The 20905-nt window shown below is 73.5% G+C and carries 15 protein-coding genes and 1 riboswitch; of the genes, 10 read left to right on the top strand and 5 right to left on the bottom strand.

Annotation, left to right across the window (positions count from 1 at the left end; genetic code table 11):
- Positions 1–236 precede the first annotated feature (236 nt).
- On the bottom strand, positions 237–1835 hold the full coding sequence (locus tag ACIGO6_RS32740; protein ID WP_399882669.1) for an ABC-F family ATP-binding cassette domain-containing protein: 1599 nt from the start codon (positions 1833–1835) through the stop codon (positions 237–239).
- Between the two features lie 300 nt (positions 1836–2135).
- Between ACIGO6_RS32740 and ACIGO6_RS32745 the strand changes: the two genes are divergently transcribed.
- Entirely contained in the window at positions 2136–2549 is a 414-nt protein-coding gene (locus ACIGO6_RS32745) for a VOC family protein (protein WP_399882671.1), read from the top strand.
- A gap of 6 nt (positions 2550–2555) precedes the next feature.
- On the opposite strand, the gene ACIGO6_RS32750 is transcribed toward ACIGO6_RS32745, so the two are convergent.
- The 3 genes from ACIGO6_RS32750 to ACIGO6_RS32760 all read right to left on the bottom strand — a co-directional run bounded on the left by ACIGO6_RS32750 (position 2556) and on the right by ACIGO6_RS32760 (position 6924).
- Entirely contained in the window at positions 2556–3980 is a 1425-nt protein-coding gene (locus tag ACIGO6_RS32750; RefSeq protein ID WP_399882673.1) for a hypothetical protein, read from the bottom strand.
- A 170-nt stretch (positions 3981–4150) separates the two neighbouring features.
- The gene (locus tag ACIGO6_RS32755) at positions 4151–5278 is read right to left on the bottom strand and encodes an alpha/beta hydrolase (protein WP_399882675.1); all 1128 of its coding nucleotides are present in this window, start codon (positions 5276–5278) and stop codon (positions 4151–4153) included.
- Positions 5279–6237: 959 nt separating this feature from the next.
- On the bottom strand, positions 6238–6924 hold the full coding sequence (locus ACIGO6_RS32760; RefSeq protein WP_399882677.1) for a class II aldolase/adducin family protein: 687 nt from the start codon (positions 6922–6924) through the stop codon (positions 6238–6240).
- 224 nt (positions 6925–7148) lie between these two features.
- Here ACIGO6_RS32760 and ACIGO6_RS32765 point away from each other — a divergent pair, with 224 nt between their 5' ends.
- The 9 genes from ACIGO6_RS32765 (at position 7149) to cobI (ending at position 20105) form a co-directional block, all read left to right on the top strand.
- The gene (locus ACIGO6_RS32765) at positions 7149–8399 is read left to right on the top strand and encodes an anion permease (protein WP_399882679.1); all 1251 of its coding nucleotides are present in this window, start codon (positions 7149–7151) and stop codon (positions 8397–8399) included.
- A 17-nt stretch (positions 8400–8416) separates the two neighbouring features.
- Positions 8417–8638 (top strand): hypothetical protein, encoded by a 222-nt coding sequence (locus tag ACIGO6_RS32770; RefSeq protein WP_399882681.1) that lies wholly within the window; start codon positions 8417–8419, stop codon positions 8636–8638.
- A gap of 149 nt (positions 8639–8787) precedes the next feature.
- Positions 8788–8931, top strand: a riboswitch (cobalamin riboswitch).
- Positions 8932–9030: 99 nt separating this feature from the next.
- A complete protein-coding gene (locus tag ACIGO6_RS32775; RefSeq protein ID WP_399882683.1) occupies positions 9031–9996 on the top strand; it encodes a cobalamin biosynthesis protein in 966 nt (321 codons plus the stop codon).
- The gene (locus ACIGO6_RS32780) at positions 9993–11525 is read left to right on the top strand and encodes a cobyric acid synthase (RefSeq protein ID WP_399882685.1); all 1533 of its coding nucleotides are present in this window, start codon (positions 9993–9995) and stop codon (positions 11523–11525) included. The genes ACIGO6_RS32775 and ACIGO6_RS32780 overlap by 4 nt, the downstream gene beginning before the upstream one ends.
- Positions 11522–15172 carry a cobaltochelatase subunit CobN gene (gene cobN / locus ACIGO6_RS32785; RefSeq protein ID WP_399882687.1) on the top strand — a complete coding sequence of 1217 codons (3651 nt, stop codon included), beginning with the start codon at positions 11522–11524 and terminating at the stop codon, positions 15170–15172. Before ACIGO6_RS32780 ends, cobN begins: the two co-directional genes overlap by 4 nt.
- 169 nt (positions 15173–15341) lie before the next feature.
- Positions 15342–17333, top strand: a complete 1992-nt coding sequence (locus tag ACIGO6_RS32790) for a putative cobaltochelatase (RefSeq protein WP_399882689.1) — start codon at positions 15342–15344, stop codon at positions 17331–17333.
- Entirely contained in the window at positions 17333–17932 is a 600-nt protein-coding gene (gene cobO / locus ACIGO6_RS32795) for a cob(I)yrinic acid a,c-diamide adenosyltransferase (protein ID WP_399882691.1), read from the top strand. Before ACIGO6_RS32790 ends, cobO begins: the two co-directional genes overlap by 1 nt.
- Positions 17926–19377, top strand: coding sequence for a cobyrinate a,c-diamide synthase (locus tag ACIGO6_RS32800; RefSeq protein ID WP_399882693.1), 1452 nt, complete (start codon positions 17926–17928; stop codon positions 19375–19377). The genes cobO and ACIGO6_RS32800 overlap by 7 nt, the downstream gene beginning before the upstream one ends.
- Positions 19374–20105, top strand: coding sequence for a precorrin-2 C(20)-methyltransferase (gene cobI, locus ACIGO6_RS32805; protein WP_399882695.1), 732 nt, complete (start codon positions 19374–19376; stop codon positions 20103–20105). The genes ACIGO6_RS32800 and cobI overlap by 4 nt, the downstream gene beginning before the upstream one ends.
- Before the next feature lie 32 nt (positions 20106–20137).
- On the opposite strand, the gene ACIGO6_RS32810 is transcribed toward cobI, so the two are convergent.
- Complete coding sequence (locus ACIGO6_RS32810) at positions 20138–20866, bottom strand: ZIP family metal transporter (protein ID WP_399882697.1); 729 nt, start codon at positions 20864–20866, stop codon at positions 20138–20140.
- Between the last annotated feature and the right edge of the window lie 39 nt (positions 20867–20905).

Genomic DNA, 20905 nt, shown 5'->3' on the forward strand with positions numbered 1-20905 from the left:
ACGACAGGAGCGGGTCCCCACATACGGAATTCGATATTCCGGCGGGCCCTGCCCGTACGGCCGATCGGGTTCTCCGGCGAATCTCCAGGTCAGAAAGGCGTCGCGGCCGGACCCTCGGCGATGGAGGGTCCGGCCGCGCATTCGATGTAGGACACACCTCTTGATGAGGAGATCTCACACAGATGGGGGATCACGGATCGGCCGAATGATCCATACGCAGTGGATCATTCTTTCGATCAAGCCAGGGCGACGAGATCCGCGTAGTCGGCGCCCCACAGGTCCTCGACACCGTCCGGAAGCAGAATGATCCGTTCCGGCTGGAGCGCCTCGACGGCGCCCTCGTCGTGGGTGACCAGGACGACCGCGCCCTTGTAGGTGCGCAGCGCGCCGAGGATCTCCTCCCGGCTGGCCGGGTCGAGGTTGTTGGTCGGCTCGTCGAGCAGCAGCACGTTCGCCGAGGACACCACGAGGGTGGCCAGGGCGAGGCGGGTCTTCTCGCCGCCGGACAGGACACCGGCCGGCTTGTCGACGTCGTCACCGGAGAACAGGAACGAGCCGAGTGTCTTGCGCACCTCGACCAGGTCCAGGTCGGGGGCGGCCGAGCGCATGTTCTCCAGCACCGTGCGCTCCGGGTCCAGGGTCTCGTGCTCCTGGGCGTAGTAGCCGAGCTTGAGGCCGTGGCCCTCGATGACCTGGCCGGTGTCGGGCTTCTCGGCACCGCCGAGCAGGCGCAGCAGGGTGGTCTTGCCCGCGCCGTTGAGTCCGAGGATGACGACGCGCGAGCCCTTGTCGATGGCCAGGTCGACGTCGGTGAAGATCTCCAGCGAGCCGTACGACTTCGACAGACCCTCCGCCATGAGCGGGGTCTTGCCGCACGGGGACGGCTCGGGGAAGCGGAGCTTGGCGACCTTGTCGGACTTCCGCTCGGCCTCGAGGCCGGCCAGCAGCTTGTCCGCCCTGCGGGCCATGTTCTGCGCGGCGACGGTCTTGGTGGCCTTGGCGCGCATCTTGTCGGCCTGCGAATGGAGCGCGGAGGCCTTCTTCTCCGCGTTCTGCCGCTCGCGCTTGCGGCGCTTCTCGTCGGCCTCGCGCTGCTGCTGGTAGAGCTTCCAGCCCATGTTGTAGACGTCGATCTGGGCGCGGTTGGCGTCCAGGTAGAACACCTTGTTCACGACCGTCTCGACCAGGTCGACGTCGTGGGAGATCACGACGAAGCCGCCGCGGTAGGTCTTGAGGTAGTCGCGCAGCCAGACGATCGAGTCGGCGTCGAGGTGGTTGGTCGGCTCGTCGAGCAGCAGGGTGTCGGCGTCCGAGAACAGGATCCGGGCCAGCTCGATACGGCGGCGCTGACCGCCGGAGAGCGTGTGCAGGGGCTGGCCGAGCACGCGGTCGGGCAGGTTGAGCGCGGCGGCGATGGTGGCGGCCTCGGCCTCGGCGGCGTATCCGCCCTTGGTGAGGAACTCCGTCTCCTGGCGCTCGTACTGCTTGAGCGCCTTCTCGCGGGTGGCGCCCTGGCCGGTGGCGATGCGCTGCTCGTTCTCGCGCATCTTGCGGATCAGGACGTCCAGGCCGCGGGCGGAGAGGATGCGGTCGCGGGCGAGGACGTCGAGGTCGCCGGTGCGGGGGTCCTGCGGGAGGTAGCCGACCTCGCCGGAGCGGGTGACGGAACCGCCGGCGGGCATGCCCTCGCCGGCGAGGACCTTGGTGAGAGTGGTCTTGCCTGCGCCGTTGCGGCCGACCAGGCCGATGCGGTCGCCCTTGGCGATGCGGAAGGTGGCGCTTTCGATGAGGACGCGGGCACCGGCGCGCAGCTCGATGCCGGAGGCGGAGATCACGGTCAGACTCCTGGGCGGGTGGGTGGCGGGATGGGCGGCTGGAGGACGTTCCCGCCGTCTAATGCGCGAGGAGAATGGCCATGGGGCCAGTCTAACGGGGCCGTGCAAGCGCTTTTCCCGGGTGCCCGGGTTCGCGGCCGCCTGTTCGGGGCTCCTGTGTTCGGGAGCGCGGGTCCCGGGCGTTGTCGGTGGGCGGTGCCAGACTGGGCGCCAGGGCCGGATTCCGGGAGTTTCCGGGCTTCGGGGATCTTCACGGCACGGTCCGGTCCCTCGGCACCGACTCACAAGGGAGTGATCGGCATGGCAGGCACGGACGGCGGCCGCCCGAGCGTCTACCCGACGCTGCTGTACGCGGACGCCAAGGCGGCGGTCCGCCAGCTCACCCAGGCCTTCGGCTTCACGGAACTGGCCGTGTACGAGGGCGAGGACGGCACGGTCGCCCACGCCGAGCTCGCCCAGGGCAACGGCGCGATCATGCTCGGCTCGAAGGGCACGGGCAGCCGCTTCGACGAGGCGATGAAGAACGCCGGCACGACGGGGGTGTACGTCGTGGTGGCCGACGTCGACGCACATCACCGGCGGGCCGTGGAACACGGCGCGGAGATCCTGATGCCCCCGACGGACCAGGACTACGGCTCGCGGGACTACATGGCCCGGGATCTGGAGGGCAACATCTGGAGCTTCGGGACGTACGCGCCGGAGATCCGCGGCTGAGCCCGGTCAGCCGCCGGTGTGCACCTGGAAGGCCGCCCGGCGGACGGCCTTGGCCAGGGCGGGGTCGGGGTGCGCGGCGGCGAGGGCGACCAGGACCTGGACGGTGCGGGGGTGCCCGACGGCCCGGACCTCGTCCAGGAGGGCCGGGACGGTGGGCTGCACCGCGGACTCCAGATGCCGGACGAGCAGCGGGGCCTCGCCGTGGTCGGCGACGGCGGCCGCGGTGTCGACCCACAGCCACGTGGCCTCCTGGCGGGTGAGGACCTCGTGGGCGTCCTCCGCGTCTGCGCCGTCGTGCTCGGCGAGCCACAGCAGGGCGTACGGCCGCAGCGTCGGTTCGTCGAGGACGGCGCGCACCTCGGGCTCGGCGGGGGCGCCGACGACGCGCAGCGCCTCGAAGGCCAGGCCGCGCAGCAGGGCGTCCTCGCCCCGGGCCCCCTCGAGCAGTTCGGTGACGGCGCTGCCGACGGGGCGGGCGGCCAGCCAGGCGCGGTACTCGGCGCGGGCCGCGTTGGGACGGAGCTGGGCGCAGCCGCGGAGCATGTCCTCGGCCGACTGCTCGATGTTGCCGGCGGGGCTCTGCGCGGCGACGCAGATCTGCTCCAGCTTGACCCAGACCGCCCAGTTGCCCAGCGGGGTGAGCGTGGCGTGTCCGTCGCCGCAGGTGAGGGCGCCGACGGAGGCGAGGGCGTGCAGGGCCCAGTCGAGGAGCGGGGCGAGCGGGGTGCCGGCGGTGGCGTCCGGGGCCCCTGCGATGTCGGGGGTCTGCGGGGTTCCCGGCTCGAGGCGGGGGCCGTAGGGCACCTCGCAGCGCTCGGTGCGCAGTTCGGTGACGCGCTGCTCCAGCAGGTCCAGGAGCTGCGCCACCGGGACGGGTCCGGCGGACAGCTGGAGGAAGGAGAGCACCTGGGGCATCGCGGAGATGACCTCGGCGACGGCGGCCGGCTCCTGCCCGGAGGGTTCGGGGTGGGCGAGCGACCAGGCGTCGAAGAGCGCGACCCAGCCGCGCAGCACGGCGCTGTCGTCGCGGTTCCAGGCGCGCAGCCGCCAGCCGGGGCGGGCGGTGCCGCCGTGCACCTCGACCAGTCCGGCGAGGCGGGCGGTGTCCCAGTCCGCCCGGACCCTCGCCACGGTGAGGCCCAGTTCGCGGGCGGCCTGCTCGGCGGTCGCGTCGGAGAGGGTGGCCTTGCCGTCGGCGGTCGCGCTGCCACGGCCGGGGCCGAGGGTGGTGTCCGCCCAGCGGGCGACGCGGGCCGCGCCGGCCAGACCGGCGCGTGCCATTCTGGCCAGCTCCGACCGGGCGGGTGTGCCCTCCGGGGGGCGCGGTGCGGCGCGGTTCGGGCGTCGCTGGTTCACCGCTCGGGGGGCGGCGGCCAGGGGTCGCGGGCGGACGAGTCGAAGCCTGGAGTCGCGCGGGATACGGGACGTCACGGGTGCAGTCTTCCGGTTGACGGTCCGAAAACCCAAACGGAATGCCGAGGAGGGCGTCGGGGGCGGTCGACGCGGGGCTTCGGCGCACTGCCCGGGGGACGGGAACAGGCCAGTGATACACCGCTAAACGGAACCTGAGCGTCGGGTGGCGGAGCGGGGTTGCGCCGGGGTCACACCAGGGGGGTCATGAAGCGGCGCAGGGTCTCCTCGTAGTCGTCGGGATCGGCGTTCCACATGGCGGCGTGCGGGGCGCCGTCGACCGGGTGGAGGGAGACCAGGCGCGGGTGGGTGTCGGCGAGCCGGCGGGAGAGGCGCCAGGGGGCCACCACGTCGTCGGGGCCGTGGAAGATCAGGGTCGGCATGGCGGGGCGGTAGAGACCGGCGGTGCCGGCGTCGTGGTTGGCATGCAGTCCGGCACGGCCCTGGGCGGCGCGGACGGCGAGCGGCAGGAGCGCGCCGGGTGTGCGGCGGGCGGCGGCCAGGGCGCGCAGGGTGGTCTCCCAGCTGAGGACCGGGGAGTCCAGGACGAGCCCCGCGATGCGCTCGCGTACGCCGGAGAGCGCGGCGGTGCGCAGGGCCATGGTGGCGCCGGTGGACCAGCCGAGCAGGACGACCTGGCGGGCGCCGTGGTCGAGAGCGTAGCGGACGGCCGCGTCCACGTCGCGCCACTCGGTCTCGCCGAAGTGGTGGAGGCCGTCCGGCGAGGGCGGGGCGCCGACGTCGCCGCGGTAGGCGAGGGCGAGCACCGGGACGTGCCGGCGGTACAGGGGGACCATCAGGTTCATGGCGTGTTCGCGGGTGGCGGCCAGTCCGTGCACGGCGATGATCCACGTCGGGCGCGCACCGGGCAGGAACCAGGCCGGGAGCGGGCCGAGTTCGCCGGGGACGTCGACGTCGGCGTATTCGAGGTCGAGGGCGGTGCCCGGGTTGCCGACGTACAGGTTCGGGGTGAACCAGGCCCGGTCACCGGCCTCGAGAGTGCCGTGCGTGACGCGTTCCAGGCGGCGTACGACGGTGTCGGCGCCGTGCTCGGCGGTGTCGAGGATTGGGCCGACGACCGCGTGGGAGCCGTCGCCGGCGAGGCCGTAGCGGCCGGGGCGCAGCGCGGCCAGGTCCCGGGTGAGGGTGATCTGGCCGGCGGCGGTGCCGTGCACGGTGAGCCGGGGTTCGGTGGGCAGGGGCCGGCCGGGGGGCGCCTTGAGCGCGGCGTCGCTGGCGAGCCGGCCGGCGGCGACGCTCACCGCGCCGGCCGCCAGGGCTGCGGTGACGGCGGCGGCCGTGGCTGTGACAGTGCGCATGGGGCCAGTGTCCTGGTGGAGTCCGTGGGCGGCCAGTGGGCGGACGGCGGGGAGTGACGAGGCCCCGCCGGGGGCACCCGACCGGACCGGGCGCCGTGGATCGGTCTCGCTGCCGGTACCCCGTGAACGGCCCGGCACGCTCCGCCGACCGCGGATTCCGCCGGACGGGCCGACGGTCGCGGCCCCGCACCGACGCCGGGTACGCAGCCGACGGACGTCCGGACCTCGCATCCCCGCCGGGTGCGCAGCCGACTGACGTCCCGACCCCGCTCCCCCGGCGCCCGCGTCCCGGAAGCCCGCCGGCCGTGGATTCCGCCGGAACGGCCGACGGTCGTACCCCCCACCGACGCCGGGTGCGCAGCCGACGGACGTCCGGATCTCGCACCCCCGGCGCCCGCGGCCACGTCCACCGGCCGGCCGGCGTGCGGTGGCAGGAGGTGGGTGGGCAGTGGTGGGCGTGGCTCCTGACGTCGGCACCCGTAGCTCGGGCCGCTGGCCGGGGGGAGTCGCCGGGGCCGGCGGGTCTGCGGAGGCTGACTGGGCTCCGTGCCGTGCGCCCGCCGGATCGCGGGTGACCGGGCCCCGGATTGACCACAGCCACACCGATCGCCCCGGCCACCGCGGGCATCCCGACTGCCCCGGCCACCCCAGCGACCCCGATCGCCCCGGCCACCCCAGCGACCCCGTTCGCCCCAGCGCCCCCCGGCCGCCCCGGCCACCCCAGTGAGCGCAGCGACCCCGGCGCCAGATCGTCCCAGCAGCCCTCGCAACCCCAGCAACCCCAGCAACCCCAGCAACCCCAGCAACCCCAGCAACAGCCAATCCCAGCAGCCCCAGCCGAGCGTGCAGGTGTTCGTCGGCCCGGGCGCCGCCCCGTGGCCCGCCCTCGTCGAGGCCCGCTGTCCGCGCGCCCCGCCGCAGCCGCCGGCGTCGGTGTCGGGGGCCGGGGCGGTCGTTCGTCAGGGCTGCTGGCCGTAGCCGCGGAGGCGTTCCGTCACCTCCGTCAACTGGGGCTTCGTCAGCAAGGACGGGGTGTGGCCCGGTACCGAGGAGGCCGTCAGCCAGAGGCGGCACATCCACTCGAGCTGGGCGGTGCGGTCGAAGGCCTGGTCCAGGGAGGCGCCGTAGGTGATCGTGCCGTGGTTCTGGAGGAGGCAGCCGGTCCGGTCGGCGAGGGCGGCGAGCATGTTGCGGGCCAGTTCGTCGGTGCCGTAGGCCGCGTACGGGGCGACCCGGACGGGGCCGCCGAGCGCGGCGGCCATGTAGTGCACCAACGGGAGCTCGGGGACGAGGATCGAGACCGCCGTCGCGTGCACGGCGTGCGTGTGCACGACGGCCCGCGCGTCGCCGTCGGCGCGGTACACGGCGAGGTGCATGGGCAGCTCGCTGGTGGGGACCAGCGTGCCGAGGACCTGGCGGCCGTCGAGGTCGACGCCGGTGATGTCGTCAAGGGCCAGACGGTCGTACGGGACCCCCGAAGGAGTGACCAGGACCGTGTCGTCGACGCGCACCGAGACGTTGCCCGAGGTGCCCACGACCAGCCCGTCCGCCACCGTCCGCCGAGCCGTCGCGACGAGTGCCTCCCAGGCCGCCTCCCTGGCCCGCTCCCCGTCCGCGCCTACCCCTCCGACCCGCGAATACGTCACAGTCACCGCCTCCTCCCGCGCATCCTGCGCCCCTGTCGTTAACGCCGCCGACCGGCCTCGCGGCGATCCTGCCAGGCACGTCTCCGGAGAGCATCGGGCCGGGTACGCAGAGGGAGGTGGCGCCACCGCTTCCGGTCACCGTGAGGCCCAGCTCAGTTCATCTTCCGTTCACCCTGGTTACCTACGTTCAACAAGCCAATGACCTCGAACGATTGCCTGGGTAAATGGAAAGCTTCTCGCTGATCCTCGCGATTGTGGTGGTAACCGCACTCGCGTTCGATTTCACGAACGGTTTCCACGACACCGCGAACGCGATGGCAACGACCATTTCGACCGGTGCACTCAAGCCCAAGGTGGCGGTGGCCATGTCCGCCGTCCTCAACCTTGTGGGCGCCTTTCTCTCGGTGGAGGTCGCCAACACGATCTCCAAGGGTCTCGTCGACGAGACCGGCATCCGTCCCGAGGTCATCTTCGCCGCCCTGGTCGGCGCGATCCTCTGGAATCTGCTGACGTGGCTGGTCGGACTGCCGTCCAGCTCCTCGCACGCCCTCATGGGCGGTCTGATCGGTGCCGCCGTCGCCTCGGCCGGCGTCGGCGCGGTCCACGGCGACGTGCTCGTCACCAAGGTGCTCCTGCCGGCGATCGCCGCCCCGATCGTCGCGGGCGTCGCGGCGATGCTGGGCTCCCGGCTGACGTACCGGCTCGGCCGCAAGGCCGACGGCAAGGCCGCCGCGAAGGGCTACCGCGCCGGGCAGATCGCCTCCGCCGGCCTGGTCTCGCTGGCCCACGGCACCAACGACGCCCAGAAGACGATGGGCATCATCACCCTCGCCCTGGTCGCCGGCGGCGCCCTCGCCCCCGACTCCGACCCGCCCATGTGGGTCATCCTGTCCGCGGGCGTCGCCATCGCGCTCGGCACCTACCTCGGCGGCTGGCGCATCATCCGCACCATGGGCAAGGGCCTGACCGACCTCCAGCCGCAGCAGGGCTTCGCCGCCCAGACCAGCGCCGCCACGGTCATCCTGGCCTCCTCCCACCTCGGCTTCTCCCTCTCCACCACGCACTCGGTCTCCGGCGCCGTGATGGGCGCGGGCCTCGGCCGCAAGGGCGGTGTGGTCCGCTGGTCCACGGCCACCCGGATGTTCGTCGCCTGGGGTCTGACCCTGCCGGCCGCGGCCCTGGTCGCCGCGCTCGCCGAGTGGGTCTGCGGCTTCGGCGACTGGGGCACGGCGCTCGTCGCGGGCTTCCTGGTCGTCTCCAGCGCCGCCATCTGGAAGATCTCCCGCCGCGAGGTCGTCGACCACACCAACGTCGTCGACGTCGACGAGCCCGAGCCGGCCGGCGTGGTCACCACGGCCATGGCCGCCGTGTCCCCGCCCCCGACGGGCACGACCGAGGAGCCGGCGGCCACCGTCCCGGCCCCGGCGCACGAAACCAAGGCCGCGGCCGCCCCGTCGCCCGCCACCACCGTCTGAGCCGGAAGAGAACCTCCATGAGCATCGACTGGGCAGCCCTCGGCTCCGTCTTCGGGGTCAGCCTCGTGGTCACCGTGGCCCTGGTGGGCCTGTTCACCCTCGGCATCGCCGGCCTCTCCCGCCAGGAGCGGGCCGCCGCCGAGGGAGGCTCCGCGGGCCTCGCGGTCACCGGCGCGTACGCGTGCTTCGCGGCCTGCGCGGCGGCGGTGGCGTACGGCATCTACCTGATCGTCGCCTGACCCTCGACGGACTCACCGCACACGCCGACGAGGCGGGGCGCGGGACGGACTGCAACCGTCCCGCGCCCCGCCTCTTTCCGTGCCGGCGCACACCGCCCGCGTGTGGGCCTTCGCACACTCCCCCGTCGCAGGTCAACGCCAGGTTGACGGGTGTTCGCGGGCCGTGGTGGACTTCCGGAGCCATCTACGGCGGCAGGAGAGGAAGCCCGGTGCGAATCCGGCGCGGTCCCGCCACTGTGACCGGGGAGCAGATCCCCGGGAGCCAGGAACTCTCACCGCCGGTCTCTTCGAACCAGGGCGTGGACACCCTGAGTGAGGACGCAACGCGATGCTCGGCTGCCGATCGACGTTCAGTACCAGGTACCTGCCTGACCGTGTGACCGGCTGAGCCCGTGCCTGCCGAACGCGTCTTCGCGTACGGCGCCGCCGCCGGCCTCCTCGGTGACCTCCTCCTCGGTGATCCACGCCGTGGACACCCGGTCGCCGCGTTCGGTCGTGCCGCGGGTGCCGTGGAACGGGTGCTGTGGCGTGACCACCGGGGCTGGGGCGCGCTGCACACCGCCGTGTGCGCCGGTGGCGCCGCCACCCTCGGGCTGGCCGCCTCCCGTGCCGTACGCCGCTCCCCCGTCGCCTCCGTCGCCCTGACCGGCGCCGCCACCTGGGCGGTCGTCGGCGGGACCTCGCTCGCCCGGGAGGCGCGCGCCGTCGGGCGGGCCCTGGAGTCCGGGGACGTCGAGGCGGCCCGGGCCCGGCTGCCCCACCTGTGCGGGCGCGACCCGCAGGCCCTGGACGCCGACGGGATCGCCCGCGCGGTCGTGGAGTCCGTCGCCGAGAACACCTCGGACGCGGTGGTGGGCGCGCTGGTGTGGGGCGCCGTGGGCGGAGTGCCCGGGCTGCTCGGCTTCCGGGCCGTGAACACCCTGGACGCCATGGTCGGCCACAAGTCCCCCCGGTACCGGCGGTACGGCTGGGCCTCGGCCCGGCTCGACGACCTGGCCGGCTGGCCGGGGGCCCGGCTGACCGCCGTACTGGCCACGGTGGCCGGCGGCGACCCGCGGGGCGCCGTACGGGCCTGGCGCGCGGACGCCGCCCAGCACCCCAGTCCCAATGCCGGGCCCGTCGAGGCGTCGTTCGCGGGCGCCCTGGGCGTGCGGCTCGGCGGGACGCTCTCCTACGGCGGGCGGGTCGAACACCGGCCCGTCCTCAACGGGGCGGCGGGGCGCGCCGTCCGCGCCGGTAGCGGCGACATCGACCGGGCCGTGCGGCTCTCCCGGCGCGTGGGCTGGCTGGCGCTGGGCGTGTGCGCGGGCGCGCGGCTGCTCGGCCGCCGGGTTCTCACGAAGGGACGTACGTCATGAGCGGTGGCCTCCTCGTCGCCGGCACCACCTCCGACGCCGGCAAGAGCGTCGTCACCGCCGGGATCTGCCGCTGGCTGGTGCGGCAGGGCGTGAAGGTCGCGCCCTTCAAGGCGCAGAACATGTCCCTCAATTCGTTCGTGACCCGCGAGGGCGCCGAGATCGGGCGGGCGCAGGCCATGCAGGCCCAGGCGTGCCGGGTGGAGCCGACCGCGCAGATGAACCCGGTGCTGCTCAAGCCGGGCGGCGAGCGCAGCAGCCAGGTCGTGCTGCTCGGCAAGCCGGTCGGCGAGATGAGCGCCCGCGGCTACCACGGCGGACGGCAGCAGCAGTTGCTCGGCACCGTGCTGGACTGTCTGGCCGAACTGCGGGGCACGTATGACGCGGTGATCTGCGAGGGGGCGGGCAGTCCGGCCGAGATCAACCTGCGCCGGACCGACATCGTGAACATGGGGATCGCCCGGGGCGCCGGGCTGCCCGTGCTGGTGGTCGGCGACATCGACCGGGGCGGGGTCTTCGCCTCGTTCTTCGGGACGGTGGCGCTGCTCGCGCCCGAGGACCAGGCGCTGGTGGCCGGGTTCCTCGTCAACAAGTTCCGCGGTGACGTGTCGCTGCTGGAGCCGGGTCTTGAGATGCTGCACGGGCTCACCGGGCGGCACACGTACGGTGTCCTGCCCTTCCGGCACGGGCTCGGCATCGACGAGGAGGACGGGCTGCGGGTCTCTCTGCGCGGGACCGTGCGGGAGTCCGTCGTCGCGCCGCCGGTCGGCGAGGACGTGCTGCGGGTCGCCGTCTGCGCGATCCCGCTGATGTCCAACTTCACGGACGTGGACGCGCTGGCCGCCGAACCGGGTGTCGTGGTGCGGTTCGTGGACCGGCCGGAGGAGCTGGCCGACGCCGACCTCGTGATCGTGCCGGGGACGCGGGGCACGGTCCGGGCGCTTCAGTGGTTGCGGGAGCGGGGGCTCGCGGACGCGATCGCACGCAGGGTGGCCGAGCGGCGGCCCGTGCTCGGCATCTGCGGCGGTTTCCAGCTGCTCGGCGAGCACATCGAGGACGAGGTCGAATCGCGCGCCGGGCACGTGGACGGGCTCGGCCTGCTGCCCGTGCGGGTGCGGTTCGCCCGCGAGAAGACCCTCACCCGGCCGGTGGGCGAGGCCCTCGGCGAGCCCGTCGAGGGGTACGAGATCCACCACGGGGTCGCCGAAGTGACGGGCGGTGACGCGTTCATCTCTGATGACGAAGGACACAGCCTGGACGGCTGCCGGGTCGGCCAGACCTGGGGCACGCACTGGCACGGCTCGCTGGAGTCGGACGGTTTCCGGCGGGCCTTCCTGCGCGAGGTGGCCGCCGCCGCGGGCCGCCGCTTCGTGCCGGCGCCCGGCACCTCGTTCGCCGCGCTGCGCGAGGAGCAGCTCGACCGGCTCGGCGACCTGATCGAACACCACGCGGACACGGACGCGCTGTGGCGGCTCATCGAGTCCGGCGCGCCACAAGGACTGCCCTTCATTCCACCGGGAGCGCCCGCATGAGCACAGTGTTGTTGTTGTCGACCGCCGACACGGACCTGCTGGCGGCCCGCGCGTCGGACGCCGCCTACCGGATCGGCAACCCGACCCGGGTCGACGTACGGGAGGAGCTGCCGGCGCTCGTCGAGGGCGCGGACCTCGCCGTCGTACGCCTGCTCGGCGGCAAGCGCGCCTGGGAGGACGGGCTCGCCGCGCTGAAGGCCGCCGGCATCCCGACCGTCCTGCTCGGCGGCGAGAGCGTCCCGGACGCGGAGCTGATGGCCGAGTCCTCGGTGCCGGCCGGCGTGGTGGCGGAGGCGCTGCGCTACCTGGTCGAGGGCGGGCCGGCCAACCTCACGCAGCTCGCCCGGTTCCTGTCGGACACGGTGCTGCTGACCGGCGAGGGCTTCGACGAACCGCAGAAGATGCCGGAGTACGGACTGCACGGTGAGCGCCCGTTCGTCGAGGGCCGCCCGACGGTCGGCGTGCTCTTCTACCGCGCCCACCAGCTCAGCGGCAACACCGCCTTCGTCGACACGCTGTGCGACGCGATCGAGGCGCGCGGCGCCAACGCGCTCCCCGTCTACTGCGGTTCGCTGCGCGGCGCGGACAGCGGGCTGTACGACCTGCTCGGCCGAGCCGACGCGCTGGTCGCCACCGTCCTCGCGGCGGGCGGCACGCACGCCTCGCAGGCGTCGGCGGGCGGCGACGAGGAGGCCTGGGACATCGGCGCGCTCGCCGACCTGAACGTGCCGGTGCTGCAGGGACTCTGCCTCACCTCCTCCCGGGCCGCCTGGGAGGAGTCCGACGCGGCCCTGTCCCCCATGGACGCGGCGATGCAGGTCGCCATCCCGGAGTTCGACGGGCGTCTGGTCACGGTGCCGTTCTCCTTCAAGGAGCAGGGGCCGGACGAGGTACCGGTGTACGTCGCCGACCCCGGGCGGGCCGGGCGGGTCGCCGGTATCGCCGTACGGCACGCGGCGCTGGGGCACAAGGCGAACGCCGACAAGAAGCTCGCGCTGGTCTTCACCGCGTATCCGACCAAGCACTCCCGCGTCGGCAACGCGGTGGGGCTCGACACCCCGGCGTCCGCGGTCCGGGTCCTCGACGCGCTGCGGGACGCGGGATACGGGGTCACCGGGTACCCCTCCGGCGGCGACGAGCTGATCCACCGCCTGATCGAGGCCGGCGGTCACGACGTCGAGTGGCTGACGGAGGACCAGCTGGCCGCGGCGCCCGCGCGGGTCCCGCTCGCCGACTACCGGGCGTGGTTCGAGAAACTGGACCCGGAGCTGCGGGACGGGATGCGGGAAGCGTGGGGCGAGCCGCCGGGTTCGCTGTACGTCGACGGGGACGACATCGTGCTCGCGTCGCTGCAGTTCGGGAACGTCGTGGTCATGATCCAGCCGCCGCGCGGCTTCGGCGAGAACCCGATCGCGATCTACCACGACCCCGACATGCCGCCGTCGCACCACTACATGGCGGCGTACCGGTGGCTGGAGAACAGTTTCGGCGCCGACGCGATCGTGCACATGGGCAAGCACGGCACGATGGAGTGGCTGCCGGGCAAGGGGCTGGGGTTGAGCGCCGGCTGTGCCCCGGACGCGGTCCTCGGCGACCTGCCGCTGATCTACCCGTTCATCGTCAACGACCCCGGCGAGGGCACCCAGGCCAAGCGGCGCGGACACGCGACCGTGGTCGACCACCTCGTGCCGCCGATGGCGCGCGCCGACACCTACGGCGACCTGGCCAAGCTGGAGCAGTTGCTCGACGAGTACGCGCTCGTCTCCGACCTGGACCCGACGAAGGCCCCGGCGGTCCGTGCGCAGATCTGGACGCTGGTCAAGGCGGCCGAACTCCACCACGACCTGCATGTCGACGACCAGCCGGACGACGACGACTTCGACGAGTTCGTCATGCACATCGACGGCTATCTGTGCGAGATCAAGGACGTACAGATCAGGGACGGCCTGCACATCCTCGGTGGCGGTCCGGTCGGCGAGCCGCGCGTGAATCTGGTGCTCGCGGTGCTGCGGGCCTCGCAGGTGTGGGGCGGGCAGGCGAACGCCCTGCCGGGGCTGCGGGCCTCGCTGGCCGAGCACTTCGGGCTGGTGGAGAAGGAGCTGCTGGCCGAACCGGGCGCCCCGGTGAAGGTGCCGGTGGAGCTGACGGACCTGGTGGACGGACCGGCGCGTTCGGCCGCCGACGCGATCGACCTGCTGGAGCAGCTGTGCCGGCGGTTCGCGGAGGGCATGGAGTCCCGGGACTGGGACACCGCGGCGGTGCCGGGTCTGGTGCGGGAGGTGCTCGGCGCCGAACTGCCCGACGCGGTCGCGGTGCTGGAGTTCGCCTGCACCGAGGTCGTACCGCGGCTCGCCCGGACGACGGACGAGATCGGCCACATCCTGCGGGCCCTGGACGGCGGTTACGTCCCGGCCGGGCCGTCCGGTTCGCCGACCCGCGGTCTGGTCAACGTGCTGCCGACCGGCCGGAACTTCTACTCCGTCGACCCCAAGGCGATCCCGTCCCGGCTGAGCTGGGAGGTCGGCCAGTCGCTGGCGGACTCGCTGGTGCAGCGGTATCTGCAGGACACGGGCGAGTACCCGAAGTCCGTCGGCCTGACGGTGTGGGGCACGTCCGCGATGCGCACCCAGGGCGACGACATCGCCGAGATCCTGGCGCTGCTGGGCTGCCGCCCGGTGTGGGACGACGCGTCGCGCCGGGTGACGGGCTTCGAGGTCGTGCCGGTGGAGGAGCTGGGCCGGCCGCGGATCGACGTCACGGTGCGCATCTCCGGGTTCTTCCGGGACGCGTTCCCGCACGTCGTCGGGCTGATCGACGACGCGGTGCGGGCGGTGGCGGAGCTGGACGAGCCGGCCTCGCAGAACTTCGTCCGCGCCCACGCCGACGAGGACACCGCGGAGCACGGCGACCGGCGGCGCGCGACGGCCCGCATCTTCGGTTCCAAGCCGGGCGCGTACGGCGCCGGTCTGCTCCCGCTGATCGACGCCCGCAACTGGCGCTCCGACGCCGACCTCGCCGAGGTGTACGCGGTGTGGGGCGGTTACGCCTACGGGCGCGGGCTCGACGGCCGGGCGGCGCGCGGGGACATGGAGACGGCGTTCCGGCGGATCGCGGTCGCGGCGAAAAATGTCGACACGCGTGAGCACGACCTGGTCGACGCGGACGACTACTTCCAGTACCACGGCGGCATGGTCGCGATGGTGCGGCATCTGACGGGGGCCAGCCCCGAGGCGTACGTGGGTGACTCCGCCACTCCGGACCAGGTGAAGACCCGAACGCTGGGCGAGGAGACGCACCGCGTTTTCCGGGCCCGCGTGGTGAACCCCAGGTGGATGTCAGCGATGCGCAGGCATGGCTACAAGGGTGCCTTTGAGATGGCGGCGACCGTCGACTACCTCTTCGGCTACGACGCAACGGCCGGGGTGGTGGACGACTGGATGTACGAGCGGCTCAGCGCCGAGTACGTCTTCGCCCCGGAGAACCGGGACTTCATGAAGAAGTCCAACCCCTGGGCGCTGCGCGGCATCACGGAACGACTGCTGGAGGCCGCGGACCGGGGGCTGTGGGCGGAGCCGGACCAAGAAACCCTGGACCGGCTCCGTGCTACCTACCTCGAGCTTGAGGGAGATCTGGAGGGAGACGCGTGATCTCCCTGGAAATCCCCGCAAGTGCGGGGAGCACACCAGCACACCGCCTACCGCTGGCGACACGGCAGGACCATCCCCGCGTCGGCGGGGAGCATGCCTCGACCATGACGGCTCTGTGGCCCCGCCGCGACTGGTCTTGGCACGATTCCCTCAAAGGAGTGATCACCGCGTGAGCACGCCCTATCCCTTCACCGCCCTGGTCGGACAGGAAGATCTCCGCCTGGCCCTGCTTCTGAATGCGGTCAGCCCGGCCGTCGGCGGTGTGCTGGTGCGCGGTGAGAAGGGCACCGCGAAGTCCACGGCCGTGCGGGCGCTGTCGGCGCTGATGCCGGAGGTGGACGTCGTCTCCGGGTGCCGTTTCTCGTGCGACCCCGACTCCCCCGACCCCGCCTGCCCGGACGGTCCGCACGCGCCGGGCGCCTTCGCGTCGCGTCCGGCGCGCATGGTGGAACTGCCCGTCGGCGCCTCCGAGGACCGGCTGGTGGGCGCCCTCGACATCGAGCGGGCGCTCGCGGAGGGCGTGAAGGCCTTCGAGCCGGGCCTGCTGGCCGACGCGCACCGCGGGATCCTGTACGTCGACGAGGTCAACCTCCTCCACGACCACCTCGTGGACCTGCTGCTGGATGCGGCGGCGATGGGTGCCTCGTACGTCGAGCGCGAGGGTGTCTCGGTGCGGCACGCGGCGCGTTTCCTGCTCGTCGGGACCATGAACCCCGAGGAGGGCGAGCTGCGGCCGCAGCTCCTCGACCGGTTCGGGCTGACGGTGGAGGTCGCGGCCTCGCGGGAGCCGGATGAGCGGGTCGAGGTCGTCCGGCGGCGGCTCGCGTACGACGACGACCCCACCGGGTTCGCCGCGCGCTGGGCCGGCGAGGAGGCCGCCGTACGGGCTCGGATCGTGGCGGCGCGGGAGCTGCTGCCGTCGGTGCGGCTCGGTGACGGGGCGCTGCGGCAGATCGCGGCGACCTGCGCCGCCTTCGAGGTGGACGGCATGCGGGCCGACATCGTGATGGCGCGTACGGCGACCGCGCTGGCCGCGTGGGCCGGGCGGACCGAGGTGCTGGCGGAGGACGTGCGGCAGGCCGCGCTGCTGGCACTGCCGCACCGGCGGCGGCGGAACCCGTTCGACGCGCCGGGCCTGGACGAGGACAAGCTCGACGAGACCCTGGAGGAGTTCGGCGGGCAGGACCAGGGCGACGACGATCCGGATCCGGGCCCCGGCGGTCCCGGTGGGCAGCCGGCGCCCGACGACGCCCCGCAGGGCGATGGTGACACCGCCGCGCGGCCCGAGGCCGGGGAGGGCGGGGAGCCGCAGCCCTCCGGCGGTGCCGGTGAGCAGTCCCCCGTGCGCGCCGCCGAGCCGTTCCGCACGAAGGTGCTGAGCGTGCCCGGGCTGGGCGAGGGTGCCGCCGGGCGGCGTTCGCGGGCGCGGACCGAGCACGGACGGACCACCGGGGCCCGGCGGCCCCGCGGGGCGCTGACCAAGCTGCACCTCGCGGCCACCGTGCAGGCCGCCGCCCCGCACCAGCGGGCGCGGGGGCGCAGCGGGCCCGGGCTGGTGGTGCGCCGGGACGATCTGCGGCAGGCCGCGCGCGAGGGGCGTGAGGGCAACCTCGTGCTGTTCGTGGTGGACGCCTCCGGGTCGATGGCGGCGCGGCAGCGGATGAGCGCCGTCAAGGGCGCCGTGCTGTCGTTGCTGCTGGATGCCTACCAGCGGCGGGACAAGGTGGGGCTGGTGACTTTCCGGGGGTCGGCCGCGGATGTCGCGCTGCCGCCGACCTCGTCGGTGGACGCGGCGGCGGTTCGGCTGGAGTCGCTGCCGACCGGCGGGCGTACGCCGCTGGCGGCCGGGCTGCTGCGCGCGCACGAGGTGCTGCGGGTGGAGCGGCTGCGGGACCCGGCGCGGCGGGCGCTGGTCGTCGTGGTGACCGACGGGCGGGCCACCGGTGGCCCCGAGCCGGTCGCCCTGGCGGCGCGTGCCGCGCGGCTGTTCGCGGCCGAGGGCACCGCCTCCGTGGTCGTGGACTGCGAGTCGGGGCCCGTGCGGCTCGGGCTCGCCGGGCAGCTCGCGGGTGAGCTGGGCGGTACGGCGGTGACGCTGGACGAGCTGCGGGCGGACTCCATCGCCGGGCTGGTCAAGGACGTACAGAGGAGGGCCGCGTAATGCCGAAGGGACAGCCGAGTGTCGTACCGGACGACGGACTGACGACCCGCCAGCGGCGCAATCGTCCGCTGGTCGTCGTGCACACGGGCATCGGGAAGGGCAAGTCCACCGCCGCCTTCGGGCTGGCGCTGCGGGCCTGGAACCAGGGGTGGCCGATCGGGGTGTTCCAGTTCGTCAAGTCGGCGAAGTGGAAGGTCGGCGAGGAGAACGCGCTGCGGGTGCTGGGCGCCAGTGGTGAGGGCGGGTCCGTCGACTGGCACAAGATGGGCGAGGGCTGGTCCTGGGTCCAGCGGGATGCCCAGATGGACAACGAGGAGAAGGCCCGGGAGGGCTGGGAGCAGGTCAAGCGGGACCTCGCCGCCGAGACGTACAGGCTCTACGTGCTGGACGAGTTCGCCTACCCCATGCACTGGGGGTGGGTCGACACCGACGAGGTGGTGTCCGTGCTGCGGGAGCGGCCCGGGACCCAGCATGTCGTGATCACCGGGCGGAACGCGCCCGACGAGCTCGTGGAGTTCGCCGATCTCGTCACCGACATGTCCAAGGTCAAGCATCCGATGGACACGGGGCAGAAGGGGCAGAGGGGCATCGAGTGGTGACCTCCTCCTCCGTGCCCCGGCTGGTCGTTGCCGCGCCCTCCTCGGGGAGTGGCAAGACCACGGTCGCCACCGGGCTGATGGCCGCGCTCGCCGGGCGCGGGCTCGCCGTGTCGCCGCACAAGGTCGGGCCCGACTACATCGACCCCGGGTACCACGCGCTCGCGACCGGGCGGGTGGGGCGGAACCTCGACGCGTATCTGTGCGGGCCCGAGCTGATCGGGCCGTTGTTCCTGCACGGGGCGCGCGGGTGTGACATCGCCGTGGTCGAGGGCGTGATGGGGCTGTACGACGGGGCCGCGGGGGAGGGTGAGCTCGCGTCCACCGCGCAGGTCGCCAAGATGTTGCGGGCGCCCGTCGTGCTCGTCGTGGACGCGTCGTCGCAGTCGCGGTCGGTGGCGGCGCTGGTGCACGGGTTCGTGACGTGGGATCCGGAGGTGCGGGTCGGGGGCGTGATCCTGAACAAGGTCGCGTCCGATCGGCACGAGGGGTTGTTGCGGGAGGCGTTGGACTCCGTCGGGGTGCCGGTGCTGGGGGTGTTGCGGCGGGCCGCGCAGGTGGAGACGCCGGCTCGGCATCTGGGGTTGGTGCCGGTCGCCGAGCGGGGTTCGCAGGCGGTGGAGGCCGTTGCCGCGATGGCGGCGCAGGTGGCCGGCGGGTGTGATCTGGAGGCGTTGGTCGGGCTGGCGCGGGGGGCGGGGGCGCTGGGTTGTGCGGCTTGGGATGCGGGTGAGGTGCTTGTTTCCTCGCCCCCGCCGCCCCTTCCCGTCCCGACCCCGGGGGCTGCCGCCCCCGGACCCCCGCTTTCGGCCCTGAACGGGCCTCGTCCTCAAACGCCGGACGGGCTGGGGCGTATTGCCGTGGCCGGTGGGGCTGCGTTCACGTTCTCCTATGCCGAGCATGCCGAACTGCTCGCCGCTGCGGGGGCCGAGGTGGTCGTCTTCGATCCGTTGCGGGACGAGGAGTTGCCCGAGGGGACCGGTGGCCTTGTCATCGGGGGTGGGTTTCCCGAGGTGTACGCCGCAGAGCTGTCCGCCAACGAGTCGCTCCGCAAGGCCGTTGCCGAGCTTGCGTTCAGTGGCGCTCCCGTCGCCGCCGAGTGTGCCGGGCTGCTGTATCTGTGCCGGGAGTTGGACGGGCTGCCCATGTGCGGGGTGCTGGACGCCTCCGCGCGGATGTCCGGGCGGCTCACCCTGGGCTACCGGGACGCCGTGGCCGTGACCGACAGTGCGCTGGCCGTGGCGGGGACGCGGATGCGGGGGCACGAGTTCCACCGGACGGTCGTGGAGCCGGGGGCCGGGGCGGCGCCGGCGTGGGGGATGCGGGCGCCCGAGCGGCGCGTCGAGGGTTTTGTGGAGCGCGGTGTGCACGCGAGCTATCTGCACACGCACTGGGCGTCCGAGCCCGGTGTCGCCCGTCGGTTCGTGGAGAGGTGCCGGACGTCATGAGCAGCAGGCTGATCGGGGTGGGGGTCGGTCCCGGGGACCCCGAGCTGGTGACCGTCAAGGGGGTCAACGCGCTGCGGGCCGCCGATGTCGTCGTCGTCCCTGTCATGGACACGGGCGAGCAGGGCCGCGCCGAGGCGACCGTGCTGCACTACGTGCCCGCCGAGAAGGTGGTCCGGGTGGTGTTCGCGTTGAACGAGCGCACCGACCGGGCGCGGCGCGAGGCGGCCTGGGACGCGGCCGGGGAGCGGGTGGCCGGGCTGCTGCGGGAGCACGGGTGCGTCGCGTTCGCGACCATTGGCGACCCCAACGTGTACTCGACCTTCACCTATCTCGCGCAGACCGTCGGCGAGCTCGTGCCGGGCACCGTCGTGGAGACCGTGCCGGGGATCACCGCCATGCAGGACCTCGCGGCGCGGTCGGGGGCCGTGCTGACGGAGGGCACCGAGCCGCTGACGCTGGTGCCGGTCACCGCGGGGGGCGCCGTGCTCAAGGACGCGTTGAACGGTCCCGGCACGGTCGTCGCCTACAAGTTCGGGCGGCAGGCGGCCGAGGTCGCCGAGGCGCTGCGGGAGACCGGGCGGCTGGAGGACGCCGTGTGGGGGTCGGCGCTGGGGCTGCCGGAGGAGTCCGTGCGGGCGGCGGCCGAGTGGGACGGGGCGCCGCTGCCCTATCTGTCGACGCTCATCGCGCCCGCCCGGCGCGAGGGTGGCCGGGGCGGCAAATTGTGAACGGGGGCGTCTCATTCGGCGATGCCTCCCTTTCATTCGGCGATGCCCACCACCAGCCAGATGAACGCCACGCCCGCGACCGTGCACAGCAGGGTCGAGCGGGCGGGGTGCACGTGGTGGGCCTCGGGGAGGATCTCGGCCGCGGCGAGGTAGAGCAGTACGCCGCCGAACAGGCCGAGATACGCGCCGAGCGCGCCCTCGGGGATCGTGAAGAGGAGGGTGGAGGCCGCACCGGCCACGGGCGCCACCGCGTCGGCCACCAGCATCGCGATCGCGCGGCGGCGGGCGTTCCCGTACAGGCTGGTGAGCGTGTAGGTGTTGAAGCCGTCCGCGAAGTCGTGGGCGATCACGGCCATCGCGACCGCCGCGCCCATGCCGCCGCCGACCTGGAAGGCCGCGCCGATCGCCACGCCGTCCATCGCGCTGTGGCCGACCATCGCGGCGGCGGCCGTCAGGCCCACCTGGGGCGAGCGCCGTCCGTGTTCGTCGGCGCCGTGCGCGGCGCGGCGGGCGGCCAGCAGGCGTTCCACCAGGTGCGCGAGGAGGAACCCCGCGACGAAGAGCAGCAGGGCCTCGGGCACGCCGAACACCTCGTCGCCCGCCGCCTCCAGGGCCTCCGGCAGCAGGTCGAGGCCGACCACGCCGAGCATCAGGCCACCGGCGAGGCCGAGGACCAGGTGCCGCCGGTCGGTGACGCGCTGTGCCGTCCAGCCACCGGCCAGCGTCATCAGGAACGCGCCGAGCGCGACGAAGACCGCCATGGGCCCTTGCTATCCGATCAACGGGCGTTCACGCGCGTA

This window comes from Streptomyces sp. NPDC053750, from assembly GCF_044544295.1.
Classification (GTDB): Bacteria; Actinomycetota; Actinomycetes; order Streptomycetales; family Streptomycetaceae; genus Streptomyces.